The sequence below is a fragment of the Anabaena sp. TISTR 8404 genome, from assembly GCF_056847745.1.
The window spans coordinates 1,025,025-1,049,356 of record NZ_CP180578.1 but is presented as its reverse complement, the minus strand read 5'-3'; the positions used below and the strand labels follow the sequence as shown (position 1 = coordinate 1,049,356).

General features: G+C 41.0%; 19 protein-coding genes. 8 read left to right on the top strand and 11 right to left on the bottom strand.

Annotation, left to right across the window (positions count from 1 at the left end; genetic code table 11):
- Positions 1 to 47: 47 nt before the first annotated feature.
- Positions 48 to 590, top strand: a complete 543-nt coding sequence (locus tag ACMX3D_RS04470; RefSeq protein WP_482750266.1) for a YciE/YciF ferroxidase family protein — start codon at positions 48 to 50, stop codon at positions 588 to 590.
- A 43-nt stretch (positions 591 to 633) separates the two neighbouring features.
- Here ACMX3D_RS04470 and ACMX3D_RS04465 read toward each other — a convergent pair whose 3' ends face one another.
- The gene (locus ACMX3D_RS04465) at positions 634 to 2,649 is read right to left on the bottom strand and encodes a protein kinase domain-containing protein (protein ID WP_482750265.1); all 2,016 of its coding nucleotides are present in this window, start codon (positions 2,647 to 2,649) and stop codon (positions 634 to 636) included.
- 340 nt (positions 2,650 to 2,989) lie between these two features.
- On the opposite strand from ACMX3D_RS04465, the gene ACMX3D_RS04460 reads away from it, so the two are divergent.
- From ACMX3D_RS04460 to ACMX3D_RS04450, 3 genes are all read left to right on the top strand, one after another.
- On the top strand, positions 2,990 to 4,297 hold the full coding sequence (locus tag ACMX3D_RS04460) for a PPC domain-containing protein (RefSeq protein WP_482750264.1): 1,308 nt from the start codon (positions 2,990 to 2,992) through the stop codon (positions 4,295 to 4,297).
- An 89-nt stretch (positions 4,298 to 4,386) separates the two neighbouring features.
- The gene (locus tag ACMX3D_RS04455; RefSeq protein ID WP_482750263.1) at positions 4,387 to 4,884 is read left to right on the top strand and encodes a hypothetical protein; all 498 of its coding nucleotides are present in this window, start codon (positions 4,387 to 4,389) and stop codon (positions 4,882 to 4,884) included.
- Between the two features lie 7 nt (positions 4,885 to 4,891).
- A complete protein-coding gene (locus ACMX3D_RS04450; protein WP_482750262.1) occupies positions 4,892 to 5,353 on the top strand; it encodes a protein tyrosine phosphatase family protein in 462 nt (153 codons plus the stop codon).
- 76 nt (positions 5,354 to 5,429) lie between these two features.
- Here ACMX3D_RS04450 and ACMX3D_RS04445 read toward each other — a convergent pair whose 3' ends face one another.
- Complete coding sequence (locus tag ACMX3D_RS04445; RefSeq protein ID WP_482750261.1) at positions 5,430 to 6,275, bottom strand: metal ABC transporter permease; 846 nt, start codon at positions 6,273 to 6,275, stop codon at positions 5,430 to 5,432.
- A gap of 32 nt (positions 6,276 to 6,307) precedes the next feature.
- Positions 6,308 to 7,135 carry a metal ABC transporter ATP-binding protein gene (locus ACMX3D_RS04440; RefSeq protein ID WP_482750260.1) on the bottom strand — a complete coding sequence of 276 codons (828 nt, stop codon included), beginning with the start codon at positions 7,133 to 7,135 and terminating at the stop codon, positions 6,308 to 6,310.
- Between the two features lie 194 nt (positions 7,136 to 7,329).
- Here ACMX3D_RS04440 and ACMX3D_RS04435 point away from each other — a divergent pair, with 194 nt between their 5' ends.
- The gene (locus ACMX3D_RS04435) at positions 7,330 to 8,286 is read left to right on the top strand and encodes a metal ABC transporter substrate-binding protein (protein ID WP_482750259.1); all 957 of its coding nucleotides are present in this window, start codon (positions 7,330 to 7,332) and stop codon (positions 8,284 to 8,286) included.
- Between the two features lie 183 nt (positions 8,287 to 8,469).
- A complete protein-coding gene (locus ACMX3D_RS04430; protein ID WP_482750258.1) occupies positions 8,470 to 8,829 on the top strand; it encodes a hypothetical protein in 360 nt (119 codons plus the stop codon).
- Between the two features lie 241 nt (positions 8,830 to 9,070).
- On the opposite strand, the gene ACMX3D_RS04425 is transcribed toward ACMX3D_RS04430, so the two are convergent.
- Together ACMX3D_RS04425 and ACMX3D_RS04420 are read right to left on the bottom strand one after the other, a co-directional pair.
- A complete protein-coding gene (locus ACMX3D_RS04425; protein ID WP_482750257.1) occupies positions 9,071 to 12,259 on the bottom strand; it encodes an efflux RND transporter permease subunit in 3,189 nt (1,062 codons plus the stop codon).
- Between the two features lie 170 nt (positions 12,260 to 12,429).
- Positions 12,430 to 13,803, bottom strand: coding sequence for an efflux RND transporter periplasmic adaptor subunit (locus tag ACMX3D_RS04420; protein WP_482750256.1), 1,374 nt, complete (start codon positions 13,801 to 13,803; stop codon positions 12,430 to 12,432).
- Between the two features lie 352 nt (positions 13,804 to 14,155).
- On the opposite strand from ACMX3D_RS04420, the gene ACMX3D_RS04415 reads away from it, so the two are divergent.
- The gene (locus tag ACMX3D_RS04415) at positions 14,156 to 14,902 is read left to right on the top strand and encodes a DUF561 domain-containing protein (RefSeq protein ID WP_482750255.1); all 747 of its coding nucleotides are present in this window, start codon (positions 14,156 to 14,158) and stop codon (positions 14,900 to 14,902) included.
- A gap of 288 nt (positions 14,903 to 15,190) precedes the next feature.
- Here the strand turns inward: ACMX3D_RS04415 and ACMX3D_RS04410 are convergent, their stop codons facing one another.
- Positions 15,191 to 16,339, bottom strand: a complete 1,149-nt coding sequence (locus ACMX3D_RS04410; RefSeq protein ID WP_482750254.1) for a DegT/DnrJ/EryC1/StrS family aminotransferase — start codon at positions 16,337 to 16,339, stop codon at positions 15,191 to 15,193.
- Positions 16,340 to 16,707: 368 nt separating this feature from the next.
- Between ACMX3D_RS04410 and ACMX3D_RS04405 the strand changes: the two genes are divergently transcribed.
- The gene (locus tag ACMX3D_RS04405) at positions 16,708 to 17,484 is read left to right on the top strand and encodes an ABC transporter permease (RefSeq protein WP_482750253.1); all 777 of its coding nucleotides are present in this window, start codon (positions 16,708 to 16,710) and stop codon (positions 17,482 to 17,484) included.
- 962 nt (positions 17,485 to 18,446) lie between these two features.
- Here ACMX3D_RS04405 and ACMX3D_RS04400 read toward each other — a convergent pair.
- The 5 genes from ACMX3D_RS04400 to ACMX3D_RS04380 all read right to left on the bottom strand — a co-directional run bounded on the left by ACMX3D_RS04400 (position 18,447) and on the right by ACMX3D_RS04380 (position 24,322).
- Positions 18,447 to 19,133 (bottom strand): PHP domain-containing protein, encoded by a 687-nt coding sequence (locus tag ACMX3D_RS04400; RefSeq protein ID WP_482750252.1) that lies wholly within the window; start codon positions 19,131 to 19,133, stop codon positions 18,447 to 18,449.
- A 554-nt stretch (positions 19,134 to 19,687) separates the two neighbouring features.
- A complete protein-coding gene (purM, locus tag ACMX3D_RS04395) occupies positions 19,688 to 20,716 on the bottom strand; it encodes a phosphoribosylformylglycinamidine cyclo-ligase (protein ID WP_482750251.1) in 1,029 nt (342 codons plus the stop codon).
- Positions 20,717 to 20,806: 90 nt separating this feature from the next.
- The gene (locus ACMX3D_RS04390) at positions 20,807 to 21,013 is read right to left on the bottom strand and encodes a hypothetical protein (protein ID WP_482750250.1); all 207 of its coding nucleotides are present in this window, start codon (positions 21,011 to 21,013) and stop codon (positions 20,807 to 20,809) included.
- A gap of 245 nt (positions 21,014 to 21,258) precedes the next feature.
- On the bottom strand, positions 21,259 to 21,861 hold the full coding sequence (gene sodB, locus ACMX3D_RS04385) for a superoxide dismutase [Fe] (RefSeq protein ID WP_482750249.1): 603 nt from the start codon (positions 21,859 to 21,861) through the stop codon (positions 21,259 to 21,261).
- A gap of 856 nt (positions 21,862 to 22,717) precedes the next feature.
- The gene (locus tag ACMX3D_RS04380) at positions 22,718 to 24,322 is read right to left on the bottom strand and encodes a bifunctional pantoate--beta-alanine ligase/(d)CMP kinase (protein WP_482750248.1); all 1,605 of its coding nucleotides are present in this window, start codon (positions 24,320 to 24,322) and stop codon (positions 22,718 to 22,720) included.
- Between the last annotated feature and the right edge of the window lie 10 nt (positions 24,323 to 24,332).

Below are 24,332 nucleotides of genomic sequence, written 5' to 3'. Positions count from 1 at the left end.
GATGTGTCTGTGAAACCAGACAACAACAACCAAGCAGGAGAATAACAATGGTTAACCTACAAGAGCGTCCCTCTGCTATTACCAAAATCACCAATCTTCAGGAGAAATTGCATTACGAACTCTGCGGTATGTATGACGCAGAATGTAGATTTTTAGAAGCTCAGCAGATGATGATGCAATGTACTACCAATAAACAATTGCAGTCATTAATTGAAACTCACAATCGAGAAACTGAACAGCAAATCAGAAACTTGGAGCAAGTTTTTAGCGCTATGGGAAAACAACCAAAGCGCATTAATTGTGATGTTGCAGCAGCTTTAGTGAATGAAGGACAAAGGTGTTTATTGTTGACTAGTGATAATCCGAGTCTTTTGGATTTAACACTAGCAGGCGCATTAGCAAAAGTAGAAAATTTTGAGGTTATTTCCTATCAAGGTTTGATTACAGGTGCAGAACACATGAAGCAAAAAGAAGTAGTCAAGTTACTGCAACAAAACTTGCAACAAGAACAGCAAACAGCGCAAAAAATTGAGCAGCATATACCACAGTTACTTCAAGAGGCAATGTCAACTACTGCTAGTCGCAAGTAATTACGAATAAGATTAATTAGTAGAGACGCAAAATTTCGCGTCTCTACTGGGATATTGGCCAAATTTTGATGATGTTTTCTGCACTACCACCACTAGCGATCGCTTTACCATCGGCACTAATAGCAACAGAATAAATATAGCCAGAATCGCGTTTTAATGTGCGAAGTTCTTTACCATTCGTCGGATTCCACAATTTAATCGTATTATCACTACTGCCACTCGCAAGCATAATCCCGTTGGCAGTTTTTCCATAAGCGACGGAATTGACTTTATCAGAATGCTGTCTCAGAGTGCGAATTGTTTCTCCTGTGGCTAAATTCCACAGTTTAACTGTTTTATCTTTACTCCCACTAGCGAGAGTTTTGCCATCGGGACTGAACGCTAAAGAAAGAATTAAGTCTGAATGGCCTTCAAGAGTGCGAATTTGTTTCCCAGTAGCTACATTCCAGAGTTTAATTGTTTTATCCCAACTACCACTTGCAAGAGTTTTGCCATCGGGACTGAAGGCTATAGTTGCAACTGCTTGGCTATGTCCTGTTAGTGTGCGAATTAACTTACCAGTTGTCAGGTTCCATAGTTTGATTGTTTTATCTAAGCTACCACTAGCCAAAGTTTTGCCATCAGGACTGAAAGCTACAGTCGCCACCCCTTCAGTATGTCCTGTCAGTGTGCGAATTTCTTCAGTTGTTGCCAAATTCCACAGTTTAATTGTTTTATCTGCACTACCACTGGCGAGAATTTTACCATCAGGATGGAAGGCGATCGCCCAAATCCATTTCAAGTGTCCTTTGAGGGTGGAAATTTCGGTTCCTGTCGCTAGATTCCACAGTTTGATTGTTTTATCATCGCTACCACTAGCCAAAATTTCTCCATTGGGAGCAAAAGCTACAGAGTTAACATCACTAGCATGACCCCTAAAAGTTTGGGGTTGCTCTCCACTTTCTGATACTTCGGTAGTATTGATCTGGGGAAATGACTGGAAATACCAAATTCCGCCTAATCCCAAAAGTATAATTACAACATTCACAAGCACCAATTTTTGAAAGTTGTCATTGAGTTTAAAAGCCAATAACCTCTGATGGGTTGCTGGAACTGTTAATAAAGTTGGCGGTGCTGTCAATAAAGTTGAGTTTGTTAAGGATGGTAAGGATTGTTTTTTCAAGTCCTCAAAGACTTGATCTGCTATTTGATAACGTTGTCGAATATCTGTAGTTAGCAGCTTATCAAGGATTTTACCTAACTTTGCTCCTATGGTTATCCTACCTGTATCTGTACTCGGTAAATATCGTCGCCAAGTTTTCACCCAGCTATAGCCTTGTTGCATCCATAATTTTGATGGTGCATTACCAGTCAATAAATAAAAGCAAGTTACACCCAAACTATATAAATCACTCGCTGGATAAGCTTGACCATCCTGCATTTGTTCGATAGGAGTATAACCATGTGAACCAATGGTTGTCCCTAATTTAGTATGAACTGTTGCTGTTAACTGCTTGGATGCACCAAAATCAATTAATACTAATTTGCCATCGCTGCGACGACGAATAATATTTTGTGGTTTAATATCTCGATGAATTACGCCGCGATCGTGGATAAATTTAAGTACAGGCAGTAAATCTAGTAAAACTCGAATAACTTGAGCTTCATTATAAGTTACTCCTTGTCGTAATTCCTGTAGTAAATTCTGCCCATCAATAAATTGTTGGACTAAAAATAAATAATTATCTTGCTCAAAATAAGCGAGTAATGCAGGGATTTGGGGATGTTCTCCCAAATGTTGTAATCGTTGCGCTTCTTCTTGAAATAATTCAATGGCTTTCTTGATAGCAGAAGCTTCCTGAACTTTGGGTGCAAATTGTTTAACTACACACCATTCATTCAATTTATCGACATCTTCCGCAAGATAGGTTCTGCCAAATCCACCTTCATCTGATAGTACTTTAATGACACGATAATGCCCTCTCAATAATCTTACTAAGGGTGTATTGCAACTTTGACAATACTCGTTTTCATCGGAATTTAAAGGTTCAGGGCAATCGGGATTCAAGCAGCAGACCATACTGGGAATCCATGTTTTGTTTGTATATATGTTAGTTGATGACGTATAATTTTGCTATGAAGTTGCTAGAAGATTCTTAGTAACTAAATAATTAATATACACCTATATCAGTGATTATAAATTTACATTACTCTGATTCTCCTTGTTTATTGATGGTATTATAACTAGCCATTATAATTTATCATGTTTAAATTGTATGTTCTATATTCCTTACTAAACCAGTGCTGAGTAATAACTGCAACCCAAAAAAAATAGTTGTTTTTTATCACATTATTCATTAAATAAAAGTATCTATCTACGGGCAGATAAAAATAGGAATAATCAAAACGAGGAGTGAATCATGGCAGGAAAAAATAATCAGAAATCTCCCTTAAGAAAGAATTTGACTTTATTGATTTCTGTGAGTAGTATGGCGATCGCTAGTCATATCCTGCCAATCAATGCGTTAGAAATACCCAAACTTTCTAGACAATTTCAAATCGCTAAAACACCAGATGAGCGACAGCCAGAAGCAGTACAACAAGGAATTGAGCAAATTCCAGCTGTAGAACCGCCTGTCACTCCACCACGCACTCAATCTATAGATTCACCTTTACCAGCGCGTGTCCCACCTGAAGAGACTAACCCAACTCCACAACCAGCACCGACTAATTCTACTCCCCCACCATCCACACCAACAGAAACTAACCCCACACCGCAACCAGTACCTGTCAGAACTACACCTAGACAAACCAATCCCACACCACAGCCAGCACCTGTCAGAACTACACCTAGACAAACCAACCCCACAACACAGCCAGCACCTGTCAGAACTACACCTAGACAAACCAATCCCACACCGCAACCATCGCAAAATCGTTCTGTATCGCCAACCACAGGACGAAGACAAACATCAAACACTAACTCAGGTAGAGGTAGAAACCAAAATCCTAGAGGTGTAGCTGCTGCTTCCTCTGGAACACCTGCTTATAGAAAAATTAACTTTGTTGATATTGCCTTCGGTATTCTCGATAAAAAAGATTTTCAATCTCAAGGTAGACCATATCATTTCTACCAGTTTGAGGGTAGAGAGAATCAACTCATTCAAATTCGGCTATTGGGTAGTGCAGATCAAAGGCGTTCTAACAACTTAAATTTACGTCCTTATATGTTGCTCCTCGACCCCAATAATAATGTCATTTTGAAAAGAGGTGCAACAGAAACAGATAGAGATGCTTTTATCTTTGCGCGATTACCTGTAGCTGGTAGATATACAATTGCCGTCACTACCCAAAACCCTGGAGATACAGGCCGCTATAGTCTTGCTATCAGAAATGACAGAGCCAGCTATATTTTAGACGAATCAGGAGAACTGACTCCACAAAACTTAGTACTCAAACAAAATGGAACTCCCTACAATGTTTCTCAGTTTCAAGGTACAAAAAACCAGTTGGTAAGTATTCGTGTAGATAGTGTGAATGAAGAGTTTTCGCCTTATATAGTTTTACTCAATTCCAAAGGGCAAAGAATTGCTGCCAATAGCGATCGCGATGGTAAATACAGCGTTCTCATTGACCGAGCTAGATTACCTGAAGATGGTATTTATTATATAGTTGTAACTTCTAGTAATCCCAACCAACGCGGTAATTACCGATTAACTTTGTTTTAAAATCAAGTATAAATTAATCAAGGTTAACTATAGCTCTGAATAGAGAGATATTGTCATGCCTTTTTTTCAATCAAATTATAGTCAAAAATATGCGATCGCAACATGAAACAGAGCTTTTTTCGACCTTAGTTGAAAATTACAATATGGCAGGAGAATTTATTTTAGAAACATCTAATGCAGTTATTACTAAAACTACTTTTAAGGATATATCCTGGGAAAATCTTCGGATTAAGGAAACAGTAATTTATGGCATGACTATTTTAGGCTTTCCGAATCTCCAAAAAGAAACTTTTGATAATTGGATATCCATTAATAGTCAACCTGCCTTATTAAATTCATGGATTAAAAGTTCTAAAGTTAATCTTTTGTCTCACGCAGAATTTAGCCATCTTTCCAGTCAATATGATTATAGATGGTCTATATTCTATACATTGACTCGTCCAGGCTTTTCTGATGATTTTTCTCAAGCATTAATTCAGCTTACTGCTTATTGTCCAGTGACACCACAATATGGCAGCTTACTATATATGGAAAGAACTGGCAGTCAATGGGAAAATAAATTATCTTATGGGTTATATAGTCAATAGAAATTTTATGTTTGAAAAAAATAATCTTGCAGAAATATACAACTTCCTCCAAATATCAGATGCAATTGCCACTTCAGGACAACCTACCGCAGAACAATTTGTAGAAATTAAACAAGCAGGCTATCAATTAATAGTCAATCTAGCGTTACCAACATCAAGTAATGCTTTACCCAATGAAAAACAAATCGTCGAATCTCAAGGAATGCAGTATGTACACATTCCCGTAGTCTGGGAAAATCCGACTCTGGAAGATGTGACAAAATTTTTTGGTGTCATGGAAACAAATTCAGATAAAAAAATCTTTGTTCATTGCGCTGCTAACATGAGAGTCGCGGCTTTTATGTATCTTTTTCGCCGCATACATCAAGGTTTAAACGATGAAGCAGCTAAACAAGATTTACATAAAATTTGGGTTCCGAATGAAGTATGGCAGAAATTTATCCAACAAGTATTAAATACCTATCAATAAAAGTCAGAAAAACTAACTTGAGAAACACTCTGCGTCTCTTTGCGTGAACCTTAGCGCACCTCTGCGTTGAACAAACTTATTTTTGATTCACACTTGGCATCAAAACCCCATGCTTAGGACTAAATAACAATGCCAAAATAAATAATCCTGATACTACCAAAACAATTGCCGGGCCAGAAGGCAAATTATAAAAGTAACTGAGATACATACCGCTAATACTCGAAAAAACCCCAATTACCGCGCCTAGAATCATCACTTCATGTAAGCGTTTCACTAATAAATAAGCCGTCGCACCAGGCGTAATTAACAGTGATAGCACTAAAATAACGCCAACAGCTTTCATACTGGCGACAATTGTTAAAGCAATTAGCAACATCAAGCCAAAATTGAGGCGATTGACTGGCAAACCTGCGGCTTGAGCGCCTAAAGGATCAAAAGTGTAAAATAAAAGTTCTTTGTATATCAAAACAACGACTATCAAAACAATAGCAGCGATGATTGCTGTATCTCGAACTTCATCAACAGTAACACCAAGAATATTGCCAAAAAGAAAGTGATTCAGGTCGATTTTATTATCTTTTTGAATAACGGTAATTAAAGTAATACCCAGGGCAAAAAATGCGGAAAAAACTATGCCCATTGCAGCATCTTCTTTAATAGGCGATCGCGTTCTAATCCAGGCGATCGCCATTGTACTCACAACCCCAGCAATAAACGCGCCAACAAAAATATTTGCGCCTAACATAAAGGCGATCGCTAATCCTGGTAAAACAGAATGACTAATAGCATCACCAAGGAGTGCTAGTCGTTGCACCATTAAATAACTGCCCACAACTGCACACAACAAACCAACTAAAATAGCAATCACAAGCGATCGCTGCATAAAGCCATATTGCAATGGCTCAATTAGTGCTTCTAGCATAGATATTGATTTATCAGAACCGCCAAGAGTTATTAAGCTGCATCAGAAAAATACATAACTTTACCGCCGTAAGCCGAATGTAGATTTTGTTCTGTTAGGACTTGTTGTCTAGAACCTGTGGCGACTAATTCGCGGTTGAGTAAAATTAAGTCATCGAAATGGGTGATAGATTCCCCTAAGTCGTGGTTGACAACTAGCACGATTTTGTTTTCGGCGGCGAGTTCGTGAAAGACTTCAAAAATTACTGATTGGGTTTTTTGATCAATACCTACCAATGGTTCATCAAAGCAGAAGATGTCTGCTTGCTGTGTCAACGCACGGGCTAAAAAGACTCGTTGCTGCTGTCCTCCTGATAATTGTCCGATGGGGCGATCGCGGAATTCACTCATCCCCACTCTTTCTAAGGCGCTGTTGGCTATTTGGCGACTAACTCCCGAAAAGCTACGCAACCATCCTGTTTTCTTTACCCGTCCCATCATCACCACATCCCAAACTGTCGCCGGATAAGTCCAATCAATTTGACTGCGTTGTGGTACATAAGCAACTTTTGACCTTTGCTGCATCAAGGGTTGGCTTTGGTACATCACCACACCGCTACTAACAGGAACCAAGCCCAACATTGCTTTCATCAGCGTACTTTTACCAGCACCATTCGGGCCAAAAATCCCTGTCAATCTTCCTGGTTTGATCACACAATTAATATCTCTCAAGGCTTCTTGAGTCCGGTAGTGTACCCCCAAATGAGCGATAGAAATTGCGGCTGTAGAATCCATATCAATAGCTTTGATAAATGATGTGGGGACTTCTCCCACCTTTTTTTGAGATTGGCGCAATTTTGCGTCAAAAGAAACGTTTTCCATAACTATGTTTTTATATTTATTACTTGAGCTTACTATAAAAATGAGAAAAATATGAAAAAATCTATAATTAGCAGTAATATCAAGGATAAATGAGCATAATACTTGAGAGGGAGAGCGTTTGCGTCTCTCATAATCCAACAATCTCCAGACAGAAAAAAGTTAGTTTTCGGTTTTTTTCGCGGCTTTGCTTGGGAATGCTTTTGCCATTGGCTTTATTTAGTTGTACTCAAAACAATGCCAACTCTAACACTGCCAAAGGTGGTGATAAACCGACAGTCGTCGCTACTAGTACAATCATTGCAGACTTAACCCAAGAGGTTGGCGGCGAAGAAATTCAACTACAGGGAATTCTTCAGCCTGGTGCTGATCCCCATGTTTATGAACCAGTACCAGCAGATAGTCGGTTTTTGGAAAAATCTGACTTAATTTTGTATAACGGCTATAACTTAGAACCAGGATTAATTAAGTTAATGAATGCGGCTGGAAAAGGAAAGAAAGTAGCTGTAGGGGAAGTAGTGAAACCTTTAGAATTAGATAAAGGTAAAGGTGAAATTGTACCAGACCCCCATGTTTGGGGTAGCGCCGAAAATGTAGCCGCAATGGTCAATGTGATTCGAGATGCGCTGATAGAATTATCGCCAGAAGATAAAGCAAAATTTACCGAAAATGCAGCACAACTAACCGATGAATTAAAACAACTGCATACCTGGATAAGTCAACAAATTCAAACTATTCCGCCAGATAAACGCAAATTAGTGACAACCCATGATGCTTTTCAATATTATGGACGTGCTTATGGAATGGCGATCGCTGGAACTTTAATCGGTATCAGCACCGAAGAACAACCAAGCGCTCAAACTGTACAACGATTGGTAGAATCGATTAAAAAGACAGGCGTACCAGCAATTTTTGCCGAAACTACAATTAATCCCACCTTAATTAAAACCGTAGCTCAAGAAGCTGGTGTGCAATTAGCGCCCCATCAACTTTATTCTGATTCCATTGGTGCTAAAGGTAGTGATGGAGAAACATACATCAAAATGATGCAGGCAAATACCCGCGCCATTGTTGAGGCTTTGGGGGGTAAATATACACCATTTCAACTAATTAAAAATTCAGAAACAAAACAACAAGCAATAACAAGCAAGTAAGAATTATGAATGATTTTGCTATTTCGGAAGTAAGAAGTAATATCTGTATGCAAAAGTTAATATATAACTTCAGATATCTAACTTTTGATTTCATCAGAAAGTCTCTCTGAGGAAAGACTGCATCATGGCTTTAATTTTATAAATTGAGTTAAAGAATACATAGTTTTAATTTGTGAAATAGCCATGACTAAAGAATTAGAAAATCAAAATAATCAACCCGAAAATAATCAAGCCGAAATTGAACAGCCAGTTAGCAAAGATTGGCATTCACGCGAAGAACCCACAGCCAAAGAAAGAAACTTAACTGCGAATCCTGGAGACAGAATTTCTGATCAACCTGAATCAATTGAAGAGAAAGCAAAACAAGTTGCTGTCGATTCACCAGATATCACAGGCGATCGCATCACAGTTCCGACATACTTTGTTGTCGAAGAACCCAACGGTGAAAAGAAAGCACTCCACCACGTAAAAGATGCGGAAGAAATTTCTGATGTGATTCGTCAAGCCAGAGTTGACGAAAATGGTAATCGAATCTGGTGGTAAATCAGGACTTATACCATTTTGGATTTTGGATTTTAGATTTTGGATTGGGAATTGCTGTCTGCGTATAGCTTCTATCAATTCATCTGTCGCAAACATTTTTCAAATTGGTATTACCCACCAGAATTTACTGTGAAGACTGGGTGTAGGGGTGTGGGGGTGTAAGGGTTTTGCTTACTTACACCCCTACACCCTTATATCCTCACACCCAATCTATACAAATAATCTGCGTCAGTCCTAAGTTTTACACTGCATGAGAATCTGGCTGTTTGCGCCACTGGCGTTTTTTCATAAAGCTTTGCCAAGATTCCATGTATGTATAAAACACAGGTGTTAAGTACAGCGTTAAAAATTGGGAAAACAGCAATCCCCCAACTACTGCTAAACCAAGGGGACGGCGTGTATCTCCGCCTGCACCCAACCCCAGGGCGATGGGTAAAGTCCCCATCAAAGCTGCCATTGTGGTCATCATAATGGGGCGAAACCTGACGACACAAGCCTCATAGATGGCATCATAGGGAGTTTTGCCGTTTTGTCGGGCTTCTATGGCAAAGTCAACCATCATAATGCCGTTTTTCTTCACAATCCCAATTAGCAGGATAATGCCGACAAAGGCATAAATATTCAAGTCAACTTGAAATAGCATCAAGGTTAACAATGCGCCAAATCCGGCTGATGGCAAACTTGAAAGAATTGTCAAAGGGTGGATAAAGTTCTCATAGAGAATTCCCAACACAATATAAATTACTAAAATTGCCACCAATAGCAGTAATCCTAAACCTTGCAAGGAAGACTGAAACGCTTGGGCGGAACCTTGGAAACCTGTAGTAATACTGGCGGGTAATGTTTGACGGGCGAGTTGTTCAATTTTGTCAGTGACGCTACCAAGTGATACTCCGGGTTTGAGGTTAAAGGAAATAGTTACAGCAGCTAACTGTCCTGAGTGGTTGATAGTCAACGGCCCTACACCTTTCGAGATGCTGGCTACTGCATTTAATGGTACTAGTTGTCCAGTAGGGGAGTGAATTGACAGCAATTCCAAGGCGCTGGGGTCTCCCTGATATTTGGGTTCGACTCCCATAATCACTTCGTATTGGCTATCAGAGGCGTAAATTGTGGAAACTTGTCTTGTACCATAAGCATTACTGAGTGCAGTTTCAATTTGCTCAGCAGTTAGCCCCATAGTTGCCGCTTGCTCACGGTTGATGTCAACTTGTACTTGGGGGTTTTTGATTTGCAAATCACTATTGACATCTTGTAAATCAGGTAGCCCTCGGAGTTTTTCTTCTAATGTTGGCGCATACTGATATAACTCTTGAATATTCGGACTTTGTAAGGTGAATTGATATTGGGCTTTGCTTTGTTGTCCGCCAATATTAATGGCTGGCGGGTTTTGCAAAAAAACCTTCATCCCAGGGATGCGCGATAGTTTTGGGCGCAGTTCTTGGACAATATCATCGGCACTCAGTTTGCGTTCTTCACGGGGTTGGAGTCTGATAAATAAGCGTCCGGTATTACTGGAAGAATTTGCGCCGCCTGCACCAACGCTGGAATTAATCGCTGCTACATTCGGGTCACGAGCCGCGATCGCCATTACTGCCTGTTGATGTTTTACCATTTCATCAAAGGAGATATCTTCGGCGGCTTGGGTAGAGGCGGTGATTTGTCCGACATCCGCAGTCGGAATAAAGCCTTTCGGCACAACCATAAATAGATAGACTGTGGCGACGACAATTGCCCCAGAGATAAACATTGTCGTGCGATGATATTTGAGCGATCGCTTTAAACTCCACTCATAGCCACCCAGTATGACATCGAAAAATTTTTCGGAAAGATTATAAAGTCCCCGGTTAAATCTTTGAATTCTGCCTTTTAAACCTTTTTTCACTGGTTCTGCTTCATCTTCTTGCTGGTGATGTGGTGGACGCAAGAAGCGAGAACACAACATTGGGGTCAAACTCAGAGAAATTATTCCTGATACCAAAATCGCCACGCTGATAGTCACAGCAAACTCGCGGAATAATCGCCCTAAAATTCCGCCCATAAACAGCACGGGAATAAACACAGCAACCAAAGAAATGGTCATGGACAAAATTGTAAAGCCAATTTCCCGTGAGCCATTCAACGCAGCCTGCAAGCGACTTTCACCCATCTCCATGTGGCGGACGATGTTTTCTAACATCACTACCGCATCATCCACCACGAAACCGACGGAAAGAGTCAACGCCATTAGTGAGAGGTTATCAAGAGAAAAGCCCAGCAGTAGCATTACGCCAAAGGTGGCAACTAAGGATAAGGGTACTGCCAAACTGGGAATAATCGTCGCTCGTAAGTTGCGCAGAAACAGGAAAATTACCAATACAACCAAAGCAATAGTCAGTAACAGCGTAAACTGGACATCATCAACCGATTCGCGGATAGCTTGAGAGCGATCGTAGAGAATTTCCATATTCACGGCTGCGGGAATTTGTTCGCGGAATTTGGGCAGCAGTTTTTTAATCGCATCCACGACTTCGACGGTATTGGTTCCTGGTTGCTTTTGAATCGCTAGAACAATCGCCCGCACACCAGAATTAGATTTTTGCTTCGCCTTTTCTGTCTTGGTAAAATACCAACTCGCAACTTTGTCATTTTCCACACTATCCAAGACTTGCGCGACTTCTCCTAATTGGACTGGCGCACCGCCTTGATAACTGACAATTAAGGAACGATAGGCAGCCGCATCATTGAGTTGTCCGTTGGCTTGAATTGTATAATTTTGTTCTTTACCGTAAAGTGTCCCCGTAGGGATGTTGGCATTACCTTTGCTAATGGCATCGGCAACTTCATCAACACCTATACCTTTGGCACTCAGGGATTCGGGGTCAAGCAAAACTCTCACGGCATATTTTTGCGAACCGTAGACTTGCACCTGTGCCACCCCGTTGACCATTGATAAACGTTGTGCCAGTTGTGTTTCTGCATACTTGTCTACGGTGGACAAGGGCAGAACAGCAGAATTCAGGGAGATGTAGAGGATGGGCTGATCTGCTGGGTTTACCTTGCGATAAGATGGAGGGCTGGGCATATCCGCTGGTAATTGCCGCGTGGCTTTGGCGATCGCAGCTTGCACATCTTGGGCTGCCCCATCAATATCTCGACTTAAATCAAATTGCAGGGTAATCTGACTACTGCCCAAGGAACTAGTAGAGTTCATGGAACTCAACCCAGCAATACTAGAAAATTGCGCTTCTAGAGGTGTAGCCACCGATGCCGCCATTGTCTCTGGGTTCGCCCCAGGCAAGTTAGCACTCACCTGAATTGTGGGAAAATCCACATTCGGCAAGTCGCTCACAGGCAACATTCGGTAACTCATCAGCCCGAAAATCAAAACGCCAATCATTACCAAAGTCGTCATGATTGGGCGACGAATAAATAACTCGGAAATATTCATAGATTTTCCTATTTTTTATAGCCAAGAGCATCTGGATGAGGACATTTTGAGTAAGAATTCAGGAGGTAGAATTCAGGAGTCAGGATATGGAATAATTTGGTCAAATTTAGCTTAGTTAATAGATTAATCAGGCTAAAGAACTTTTCAATCTGACTTACACCAAAAATCTCTCAAACTCTCTTTCCTCCTGCTCCCTGCTCCCTGCTCCCTGCCCCCTTACCTCCTCCTAATCCCTGCTTAACTTGCACTGTTGCCCCAGGTACAAGGTTGAATTGTCCGTCGATGACTACTTGCTCACCTGGTTTGATGCCTTGAGCGATCGCTGTTTCATTATTGACTGTATCTCCGACAACTACAGGACGCATTTCTACTGTGTTGTCTGGTTTAACTACATAGACAAATTGCTGTTGCTGTCCGGCTTGCACTGCTTTGGTTGGTACAGTAACAGCATTTGGTATTTCCGATAATTTGAGGACGACATTCACGAATTGCCCTGGTAAAAGTCGCTCCTCGTTATTACTAAATGTGCCTTTAAGTTGAATTGTTCCAGTTTGAGTATTTACGCCACTGTCAATAAAGGTGAGGTAGCCATGTACGGGATTACCTGAATCTTTGGGGGGTATGACATCAACTTCTAATTTGCGGTTACTGGTGTACTTTTTCAAATCTGGCAACATTCGCTGCGGAATCGAAAAATTAACATATATGGGGCGAATCTGGCTGATGGTAATCAATGGATCTGTGGCATTGGCAGTCACTAAATTACCTTGATTTAACTTAAAGCTGCCAGTTCGCCCGGTAATTGGTGAATAAATAGAACTATAAGAAAGTTGAATTTTAGCATTATCAATTGCTGCTTCATCTGCGACTACTGCTGCTTGCGCGTTTTTTACATCTGCTTCGGCGGCGGCTACTGCTGCTTGGGTATTAGCTACAGCATCTTGGTCTGCCTTGACAGTTGCCTTTTGTGCAGTGGCACTTGTTTGGTATTGTTCTGCCTGTTCTCTGCTAATCGCTCCTTGTTCTAATAATCCTGCATAGCGTTTTGCCTGGACATTGGCATTATTTGCCTGCGCTAAATCTTTCAGGACAGTTGCTTTGGCTTGGTTGACTTGGGCGATCGCTTTAGCTACATTAGCCTCGGATTGCTTTACCAATGCCACATCTTTAGCTTTGGCTGCCATTGCTTGCATCAGTGCTGCTTGCTGAGGACGAGAATCTATCTCAAATAGCAAATCCCCTTTTTTTACGTTCTGTCCTTGTTGGAAATAAACTTTAGTTAACTGTCCATTGATCTGCGACTTGACAGATACGGTGGAATATGCTTCTACTGTACCTGTAGCTCGAATCAAAATAGGTATCGTTTTTTGCGTGGCAGTCGCCACCATAACAGGAACAGGTCGTTTTTTACCTGCATCTTTTGCTGTTGATTGCGCTTCGGAAGCTTTCGCACAAGCAGAACAGAAACAAGCTAAACCTAGTATCAGTAGCCATAACCGCCTTGTTGGCAGCCAGTTGCGATCGCTCAAAATAGTTTGAGCCATTAGAAACAAAGGACGTGTCATCTGGACAGAAGCTAAACGGCGCATATTTACACAGAGTGGCTGGCGTTTTCAGTAAAAATAATCGGTTTTATTAGTTAAGCTTTATGTTAGTCTATCTAAAGATTAGAATGCTAACAATTTATCCTAAGAAATAGCCTTTTTGTAAGTCTTGAAATTTTCCAGACATTTGGAAAGTGTACACAGGTAGAATTTCTCTTCCCTTCTGTTATTCAAACCCTCTTTCCTGCAATCTCAACATCTAAATTCAATACTGAACAAGTTACTACCCCCTAGCCGCAAACGCCTAGTAGTGTAAAAATATTCCTACCTTCGTAGCTGCAAAAGACGAACTATGACCATACATCCTGCACTACAACGTGCATTTACCAACCACCGCGTCCTGAAAGTAATTAGTGGTTTGAATAACTTTGACCGCGATCGCGTGGCTGCTACTATTAAAGCTGCTGAAATTGGTGGTGCAACTTTTGTTGATATCGCCGCTGACCCGGCTTTAGTCGCAATGGCAAAAAGCTTAATTAATTTGCCAGTTTGTGTATCAGCAGTTGAACCAGAAAAATTTGTCCAAGCTGTAGCAGCTGGGGCAGATTTAATTGAAATTGGGAATTTTGATTCCTTCTACGCTCAAGGACGCAGATTTGAGGCTGAGGAAGTATTAGCGCTGACTCATCAAACCCGCGCACTTTTACCAGAAATCACCTTATCTGTGACAGTTCCCCACATTTTGGAACTAGATCAACAGGTACAGCTGGCAGAAGAACTAGTCAAAGCTGGTGCTGATATTATCCAAACCGAAGGCGGTACCAGCAGTCAACCTGCTCACTCTGGCACTTTGGGATTAATTGAAAAAGCTGCTCCCACCTTGGCAGCAGCTTATGAAATTTCTCGCGCTGTATCTGTACCAGTGTTGTGCGCTTCCGGCATTTCTAACGTTACCGCACCTTTAGCGATCGCTGCTGGTGCGGCTGGTGTTGGTGTCGGTTCTGCGATCAACCAACTCAACAGCGAAGTCGCCATGATTGCTGCTGTACGTGGGTTAGTTGAAGCTTTAGCGACTGCAAACAACCGCGCAATTGTCTAATTTTTGACCAGAGAATGAAGGTTGAAGCTTGAAACTGAACACAAACGTGAGTTTAACAGATTAAAAACCCCTCTCCAAACCTCTCCCCCAAAGGGAGAGAGGCTTTGAAACTCTGGTTTTTTCATTGAAAACACAAAATATTTCTGTTCCTCTCCGCGTCGGAGCGAAAAGTCTGAGCAGAGGCTTCCTCCGCTCAGAACTTTTCAAGACAGAGGGGTTGGGGAGAGGTTAATCAGATTCACTTTGAAACAAATATTTCACACTTCATCCTTCAGACTTCATACTTTTTTACACCAAACAATCCTTCAGCGCGTAAATTACCTGGTCTTGCTGCTGGGTTGTTAGTTCCGGGAACATGGGCAAAGATAAAACCTCATGACAAGTTTGCTCGGCTACTGGCAATTGCCCTGATTTGTAACCCAAATGTTTATACACTGGCTGCAAATGCAGTGGGTAAGGGTAGTAAACCATTGAATTTACCCCCCGTTCTTGTAATTGATTCCGCACCCAATCTCGGCGTGAAGCGCTTGCACCATTACGTGCTTCACTCAATACGCGAATCGTGAATTGATTCCAGACACTCAAGCCGCCAGGGAGTTCTTCAGGTACGACAATCCCAGGAATTTGACTGAGGAACTGCTGGTAATAAGATGCGATCGCCTGTCTTTGTTGATTCCAATCATCGAGATATCGCAGTTTAATTTGCAAAATCGCGGCTTGAATCGCATCTAAGCGGCTATTTACGCCAATTTGTTCATAGTAATAACGATTTCGTTGTCCATGCTCCTTAATTACCCGCATTTTTGCAGCTAATTCTGGATCATTAGTTGTAATTGCCCCACCATCGCCACAACCACCGAGATTCTTGGTAGGGTAAAAACTAAAGCAACCAATATGCCCAATGCTACCAACTTTTTGATGATCCCAAATTGCCCCTGTAGATTGAGCGCAGTCTTCGATTACAGCTAAATTATGAGTTTTGGCGATCGCCATCAACTCTGTCATATCCACAGGCTGTCCGAATAAATGCACCGGAATAATCGCCTTGGTTTTGGGTGTAACCGCCGCAGCTATTTGCTGCAAATCCAAATTAAATGTATTAACATCTATATCTACAAAAACAGGCTTTGCTCCCACGGCACTAATCACCTCAGCCGTAGCAATAAATGTAAAAGGCGTAGTAATCACCTCATCGCCTGCACCAATTTCTAAAGCTCGTAGCGCTAAGTACAGCGCATCAGTTCCAGAGTTACAAGCTATACAATTAGTAACACCATGATAGGCAGCAAATTGTTGCTCAAAGTTTTCAATAATCGGGCCGCCAATATAACGCCCAGACGCTAAAACCTCTAGCACGGCTGCACTAACTTCTGCTTCGATAGTGGCGTATTGCTGCTTGATATCAAAGGCAGGAACAGAATTTACGCTTTGGAACATGAGTTTTTATGTTATCTGAAGATACAAAGGATGCACTTCGACAGTTTATTTGGCTGTTTAACTTTTTCATCAAACAGCTGATTAATAGACTGTCGCCCCGGATACGCATCAAAAAGGGTTATTACTGAAAATATTGTATGGGTAAAAATATCATACTAATTCGTAATTTGTCATTTGTAATTCGTAATTAGGCCACTCTGAAAAAGTGTCAATACACAAGGCTTCCAAGAAGTCATTTTATGAGATCGATCCAATTCATTTTTTCATTTGCTAAAAAGCTCTGATATAGCTGTCATCAAATAGATATTAGATTTATACTCAGCACTCAGCACTTTCAACTCAGCACTTTCCCAGGAGGTAAAAAAACTGTGCCGGATTTAATCAAACTAGATTTAGTTGATTTAGCCTTGGCTGTGGGGTTGATAGCGATCGCCATTGCTTTATCTGCCTGGGAAAAATTAGGATTAGAGTTAAACTTGGCAATTGCCACTGGCAGAACCATCTTACAGCTGGTTGTCTTGGGATATGTTTTCGACTTCATCTTTGCCGTAAATAATGCTTGGGCAGTTTTGGGGATTTTAGCAATTATGCTGACAATGGGGGCGATTGTCGCACGAAATCGGATCAGCCAGAAAATTCCCCTTGTATTACCTGTGGTGTGGGTAGCAATTTTAGCAGGTACCGCTTTCACGCTCTTTTACACCAACTTTTTGATTCTCCAACCAGATAGATGGTACGAACCACAGTATGTGATTTCTTTGGCTGGAGTCATCATTGGTAATGCGATGAATGCAGCTGCGATCGCAGGCGAACGTCTAGTTAGTACAATCAATAATTCCTCTGGGGAAATCGAAACTCACTTGAGTTTAGGCGCAACTCCCCAACAAGCAGTTAGTCAATACCGTCGAGAAGCCATTCGAGCCGCATTACTACCCACTGTCAATCAAATGATGCTGATTGGGATGGCGACTCTTCCCAGCATCACCGCCGGACAGTTATTAGCAGGTGTAAAACCCCTTGATGCTGTTTCTTATGAAATTTTGATTGTATTTATGGTTGCTGTTGCCAACTTACTAACGACAATTTTTGTTACCAGAGGATTGTGTCGTCAGTTTTTTAATTCAGCTGCACAGTTAATCAGATAATTGAGCAAATAAGCTATTTCCCCTTGAGGTTAACAGTCAACCAATTTTAGATTTTGGATTTTAGATTTTAGATTGACTGCACCTATAAAGGGATGCAGTTTGGGGATGAGTGGATTTTAGATTTGTTCCGTCCACTCTTAGGCGGGGCTTGTACCAAAAACAATCCAAAACTTGTACTGAGCTTGTCGAAGTATCCAAAATTTAAAATCTAAAATAAAAGCCATAGCAGTATTGTGACAGAAAAATAAAAATGCTAGACATAGCACATAGCTATCAAGTAAGCTGTTAATATCAATACCCCGCGAGGGGAACGGCTAAAGCTCCTTAGCGGTTCCCCTACTCTTTGTTAGTAGCTAACAAGCTCAGATTTAATCAAAATTACAGCAGACAATCATGCTTACTTGAATAGCGCGATCGCTTGATAATTATTAAATCTGAGTATTTCCTAAACTACTGGCTTTCCTTGCTGCCCTAATGATTCAGTCTGTCAAAAGAAGGGGTATTAGTTTTATAGCCATTAGCCATAATTTTACTACTGGCTACTCAACTAATACTCGTATGAGCAACAGACCATACTTTTTACAGACAGTGATGCTTTGTGATGAAATAAAGAATAACGCATATTTAAAAACAGGTTAATAAATAAGCTTGTGCTTCTCACAATCGCTATGAGTCTGACACTAGATTGAATACTTGCGGTTTTAGAGTTGTGTGTAATTAGTCAATTTCAGCAATTAAATCGGGTTACTGTAGCTAAACAGGTATAAAAACTCAACTTGGAAAATTTTTTGTAGGATAACCCCCTGGCTGGTTAAACCAGGAGTAGTTATAGCAAAGTGCTGAGTGCTGAGTAGAAACTCAGTATTTACCCTACGGGAAGCCGCTTCGCGTCTACAGAGGTTTCAGCAATCAATATAGTCCTAACCTATGCTTCGACTGCTATAACAAAATTAAATATACATTTACAATCGCTGTAGTAAATTTAACCCATGCGTATCAGTACCACAGGTATTGAACAAGCCATATTCATTAGCCAACTGTTGCACTTGTTGTGATTCTGTAAGACTGGGTTTCCAGGGGTTGGGGTTATTATAAGCGTAGAAAGTTTCTACACCATCAATACCCTGTTCCGCCGCAGCTGCGATTAAATCAAAATGCGATCGCCTGTAACGTGCTGGATGCGCCAAAACTGCTAATCCACCAGCTTCATGAATAGCAGCAATCACGTTGATTGCTTCATATTCTTTACCTGTTGCAGCTTTTCTTTGCAAGTAAGGTTTTATACTGGAGTTATTTGGCTCAAATGCGTAAGCCAAAATGTGAACTTCATTATCCAAGAGGTTAGCATTGATTTCTGTACCACTCCACAAATAAGGAGTAATACTATCAGGATTTTTCCACTTCCAGTCTTCTAACCAAGCTTGTGCAGCTAAATAGCCACCAATATTATGATGGTCAGTAATTGCCAATCCTTCTAGGCCAATTGTGATCGCCTGTTCCATCAATTCACTCGGCTGCAACCTCCCGTCTGAATAGACAGTATGCATGTGGAAATTAAATAATTTCGGACAACTTTGGGCATCAATCTTCTGGAATACTTGTTTTAAAAGTTCGCAAGAAGTCGATGTCCGCGTACAATTCATCACCATATCACCCTCTGCACAAATATACGCAGTTATTTACCAACCAGAACGCCACACCTATAGATCACAAAACACCAGCACTTATAATTTGTGCCAGTAGCTTTTTGGTTAGCTTACTCAGCTAAATTTTTCAATATGTTAAGACTACGTTAGCAAATCTCAATGATAATGGACATGAGTATTTTCGATTGCTTTAATAAGAGCAAGTAAAAAATTTTTCAAAATTATTAAGATAATTACTGATATAAATTCTCAGGATGAGAGCCTAGGGAGTAAGGAATAGTATTGTTGAATCAACGCTGCGAACTTTTTTCAGCTAGTCACTCAGAAGGTTCCATGACACTACAAGCAAAAATGTCTTTTCCTTACTCCCTATTTATTCCCTCACAAGTGTAGGTTTTTAAAATTTGATGAGTAATGACTCTAAAAATCACGAGTTAATTGGAGTTGCATCACCCCTACACCCTTATACTCCTACACCCCAAATCAACGTTTTTGAGGTAGAACGTAAAAAACCTACACCTGTCAGATCCCTATTCCCTACTCTCTACTCCCCATCTTTAGCTAAATAATCCCTCCAGTGTACCTGCACCAGGAATTACCTCACCAATTGCAAAAGCTGGAATATTTTGTGATGCAAAAAAGGTAATTGTTTGGTCTACTTGCTGAGATGGTACTAACAGCACAAATCCAATTCCCATATTGAAAGTATTAAACATGGCTTCATCACTGACTGCACCAGTTTCAGCTAACCATTGAAATGCTGGGGGAATTGTCCAACTTTTGCGGTTAATTTGAATTGCTTGATTCTTTCCTAAACATCGGGGTAAGTTTTCTGGTAAGCCTCCACCGGTAATATGCGCCATTCCATGAATTTCTAAGCCAGCTTGACGGGCGGCGAGAACTGGTTTGACATAAATGCGCGTCGGTTTGAGAAAAGCTTCACCAATCGTTTCGCCACCTAACAAATCTGGGCTGTCGCTCCAAGCAAAACCGCCATCACTGACAATCTTTCGTACTAAGCTTAAACCATTACTGTGTACGCCAGCACTAGCTAGAGCGATCGCTACATCCCCAACTTGCACCTGGGAACCATCCAGCATCTGGCTTTTTTCGACAATTCCCACACAAAACCCAGCTAAGTCATACTCGCCTACTTGGTAGAAACCAGGCATTTCAGCAGTTTCTCCACCTAATAAGGCACAACCTGCCAGTTTACAACCGGAGGCGATACCTGCTACTACCTGTGTCAACTGCTCTTTATCTAACTTACCTGTCGCCACATAATCTAAAAAAAACAGGGGTTCTGCACCAGATGTCAGCACATCATTAACGCACATAGCCACTAAGTCAATCCCCACACTATCGTGGCGATTGAGAATTTGAGCGATTTTGAGCTTTGTACCTACACCATCGGTTCCCGAAACTAGTACAGGTTCTTTGTAACCTGTTGGTAGTTGAAAGCAACCGCCAAAACCACCTAGTCCACCAATTACTTCTGGCCTAAAGGTGCTGTGAACCAAATTGCGAATTTGATCTACAAAGGCTCTACCAGCCTCAACATCAACCCCTGCATCCCGATAATCCATAAGAGTTAGTTAATAGTCAATGGTCAATGGTCAATAGTCAATGGTCTATAAACTCTTGACTATTGACTCTGGACTATTGATATTACCTCATTAAAAGACCTCATCTTCTATGCCTCGCCACCATTCACCCAAATTCATCAGGTCTTGGTGAATGTCGGCTAACTCGTTAGCATAAGTATCTTCGGAAATTGTGTCTCGGCGTTCTTGTAATTTTTTTAGACGTAGTTGTACTAGTAGCCAAGGTTTGGCAATGCTATCTGTTGCTTCGAGGTATTGTGCTAATTCTTTGCTGTCCATATCTTTTTTGGGTTGATTTTTATATTTTTTTAAGCAAAAAAATTAAGAAATTTACGGCTTTGATTCCCTATTCTCAAGATAGTTCAGAGGGGCGATCGCTACTACCGTGTTGGCAAAATATTTAACTGAAGCAAAAACAGCCACGATATGAGTCGTGACTGTTGGGTAATATTTTGGCAATCAACTGAATACCTATGCTTTATACATTTGGCAGAAGGCTGTTATCAGCTTCTACCGGATAGAAGTTATGCTTTAGCAAGATTTTCAGCAACGAAGTCCCAGTTAACTAACTGATCTAAGAAATTCTTAATGAATGCTGGACGAGCATTGCGGAAGTCGATGTAATAAGCGTGTTCCCAAACATCAAGGGTGAGCAATGCTTTTTTGCCGTGGGCTAAGGGGTTTTCGGCGTTGGGGGTTTTAATTACCTTGAGGGTACCACCATCATCAATTAGCCAAGCCCAACCACTACCAAACTGAGTAGCCGCTGCATTAGAAAACTCTTCTTTAAATTTGTCGAAGCTACCAAAGTCTTTTTCAATTCTGGTTGCAAGTTCACCGCTGGGTGCGCCGCCACCTGCTGGCTTCAAGCTGTTCCAAAAGAAGGTGTGGTTCCAAACTTGAGCGGCGTTGTTGAAGATACCTACTTTAGAGGGATCTTTAAAGGAGATTTGGATTACTTCTTCCAAGGACTTATCAGCCAGTTCTGTACCTTCGGTGAGCTTGTTGAGATTATCGACATAAGCTTTGTGATGCTTGCCATAGTGATACTCGAAGGTCTCAGCTTTCATGCCGTATGGCTCTAGAGCATCAGATGCAAAGGGTAAGGGGGGCTGTGTAAATGCCATTTTGTGAAATCCTCTCTTTACTGTTTTTCGGACTAAAGCTATTGCCGAAGCTTGGAAAATTACAGGTTTTGTGTTTAGTAGTTTTGATGTCCTAAATTAGGAGAACATAAAACTTAACATCGTCATTTTACTACCAAAGTGATGATGAAAACAAAAGACTTTTTCCATAAGTCAAAAGCCTATAGAATAAGAACTATAAATAAAAACAGCTAATATTTTATGGTAAAGCTATTTTAGTGATTAGCAACTACTACCGCTGGGCTGAATTAGTAATTCCTATTTACCACTTTGCAGAGGTTTTGGACATTTTTAAATAGGTTGTTTATTTTCTTATGTTGTACTAGCAGATGATTCACCGTGAAATCTTCTATTCTGCTTAATCTGCAAAAAACATCTAAGTAAATCGGTGCAATAAAACCGAACTATGTGAAGAAAAGTAAATAAGGCTCAAACTCTTTCTGTCCCTTGCCTTATTCCAATAATAATTATTTGCGCCGACCTATTTATCCCCAAGCTAGGGGAGAATGAAACAAGGTAATGCTTTGGCAATTAACTTTGGTTTTACAGCCAGAGTTTATAATAACTTAGTTGTGGTCATTATTTAACCACCCATTTATTTAGCGAATTCTTAACCTTTGATACTTCTACCTTAAGGAGTAGGAATTTAAATATTACTAATCAGCCTTAAGCTAGATGAATTATTTTTTAAAGTTGATAAAATCATTATTTACAGTCGCTTAATTCAAACTAAATTAGTCAATTACAAATCATACAAGATTGAGGTTTGAAAGTGGTGGGTAGGTAATGAGTTACTCACCACTGTGCCGAAATAAAAATTAAAGGCAAACCTCTATGATTACGCTTGAGATAAGCGTTGATGGTAATAACTAATAATTTGGGCAGCAACTTCAGATGCATTCATACCATCAGTTTGCAGTTCCATTGCATCCGCAGCTTTTTGTAAGGGGGAAACTTTACGAGTGCTATCTTTCCAGTCACGTTCTGCAATGTCCCGCTCTAGTTGCTCTAAACTAACTTCGGGTTGACCTTGTTTTTTAAAGTCTTGCTGGCGACGACGGGCGCGTTCATTAACAGAAGCAGTTAAAAAGATTTTAACTTCAGCATCGGGGAAGACATGGCTACCAATATCTCGGCCTTCAGCGACTAAACCACCTTTTTTACCCCAGTTTTGCTGCTGTTTAACCAAGGCTTGACGCACAGCGCTTTGGGCTGCGATCGCTGATACTTTAGATGTGACCTCAACAGTGCGAATTTCTTGGGTAACATCAACATCATCAATCCAAACCCGTACAGGAGATTTTAAATCTGGGCTAGGAGTCAGTTCAATTTTACAGGTATGAGCTAATTCAGCGATCGCACACTCATCATCAAGGGCAATGCCTTTTTGTACTACTAGCCAAGTTATCGCCCGATACATAGCACCAGTATCTAAATAAACTAAACCTAGTTCCGCAGCGACTTGGCGTGCTACCGTAGATTTTCCGGCTCCAGCTGGCCCATCAATAGCGATGATGGGTTGGCGATCGCGCAAAATGGTATTATCAATCAAACGTGTAGAACCAAGACGAGCTGCGATCGCCAGCATTCCTTCCTCCTCAATTGTTTCTAATGGCATTAACGTAGACGGTTCAACCAATTCAATATATTCCACTAATACAGTACTGACCCTAGCCACTTCTTGCTGTACAACTGCTATCAGCTGGTCGCTTTGGCGCACACCAGATTTAAAAGCAGCTTCAGCTTGTTTTAACCCACGATATAAAACCGCTGCTTGCTCTTTTTCGGTCGCACTCAAATATTGATTGCGAGAACTAAAAGCCAAACCTGACTCTTCTCGGACTGTCGGACAAGCAACAATTTCTACTGGCAAATTTAAATCAGCTACCAGCCGCTTAATAATCGCCAGCTGCTGACCATCTTTTTGACCAAAGTAGGCTCGATCAGGTTGTACCAAGTTCAAAAGCTTGGTAACAATCGTTGCTACGCCCTGAAAGTGACCTATCCGAGAACGGCCACACAAACCTGATATCATAGCAGATGGCGGGATTACTTGGGTAACCATAGATTCTTGTATATTTTTCTGCGGTACTCCCATCGCTTCCGGAGTCGGAGCAAAAATCGCGTCAACCGCAGCATCTTCACATAATTTTTGGTCTGCCTCTAAAGTTCGAGGATAACGTGCATAATCTTCATTGGGGCCAAATTGCAGGGGATTGACGAAAATACTGACAATCACCTTTGAGTTTTCTTGTCTTGCTCGTTTAATTAGGTTTAAATGACCTTTATGCAAGCCCCCCATTGTCGGTACTAAACCGACTGCTGTTCGATCCCAGCTGCTCATTTCATCTGCGAACAGATCCTCTGGAGCATTCAGCAGGCTTTGGGAGCGAAGTTGATTTAAATAGCAGCGTAAAGCTGCGACTGTTGTCAGCAGGCGCACAAAATTCCCC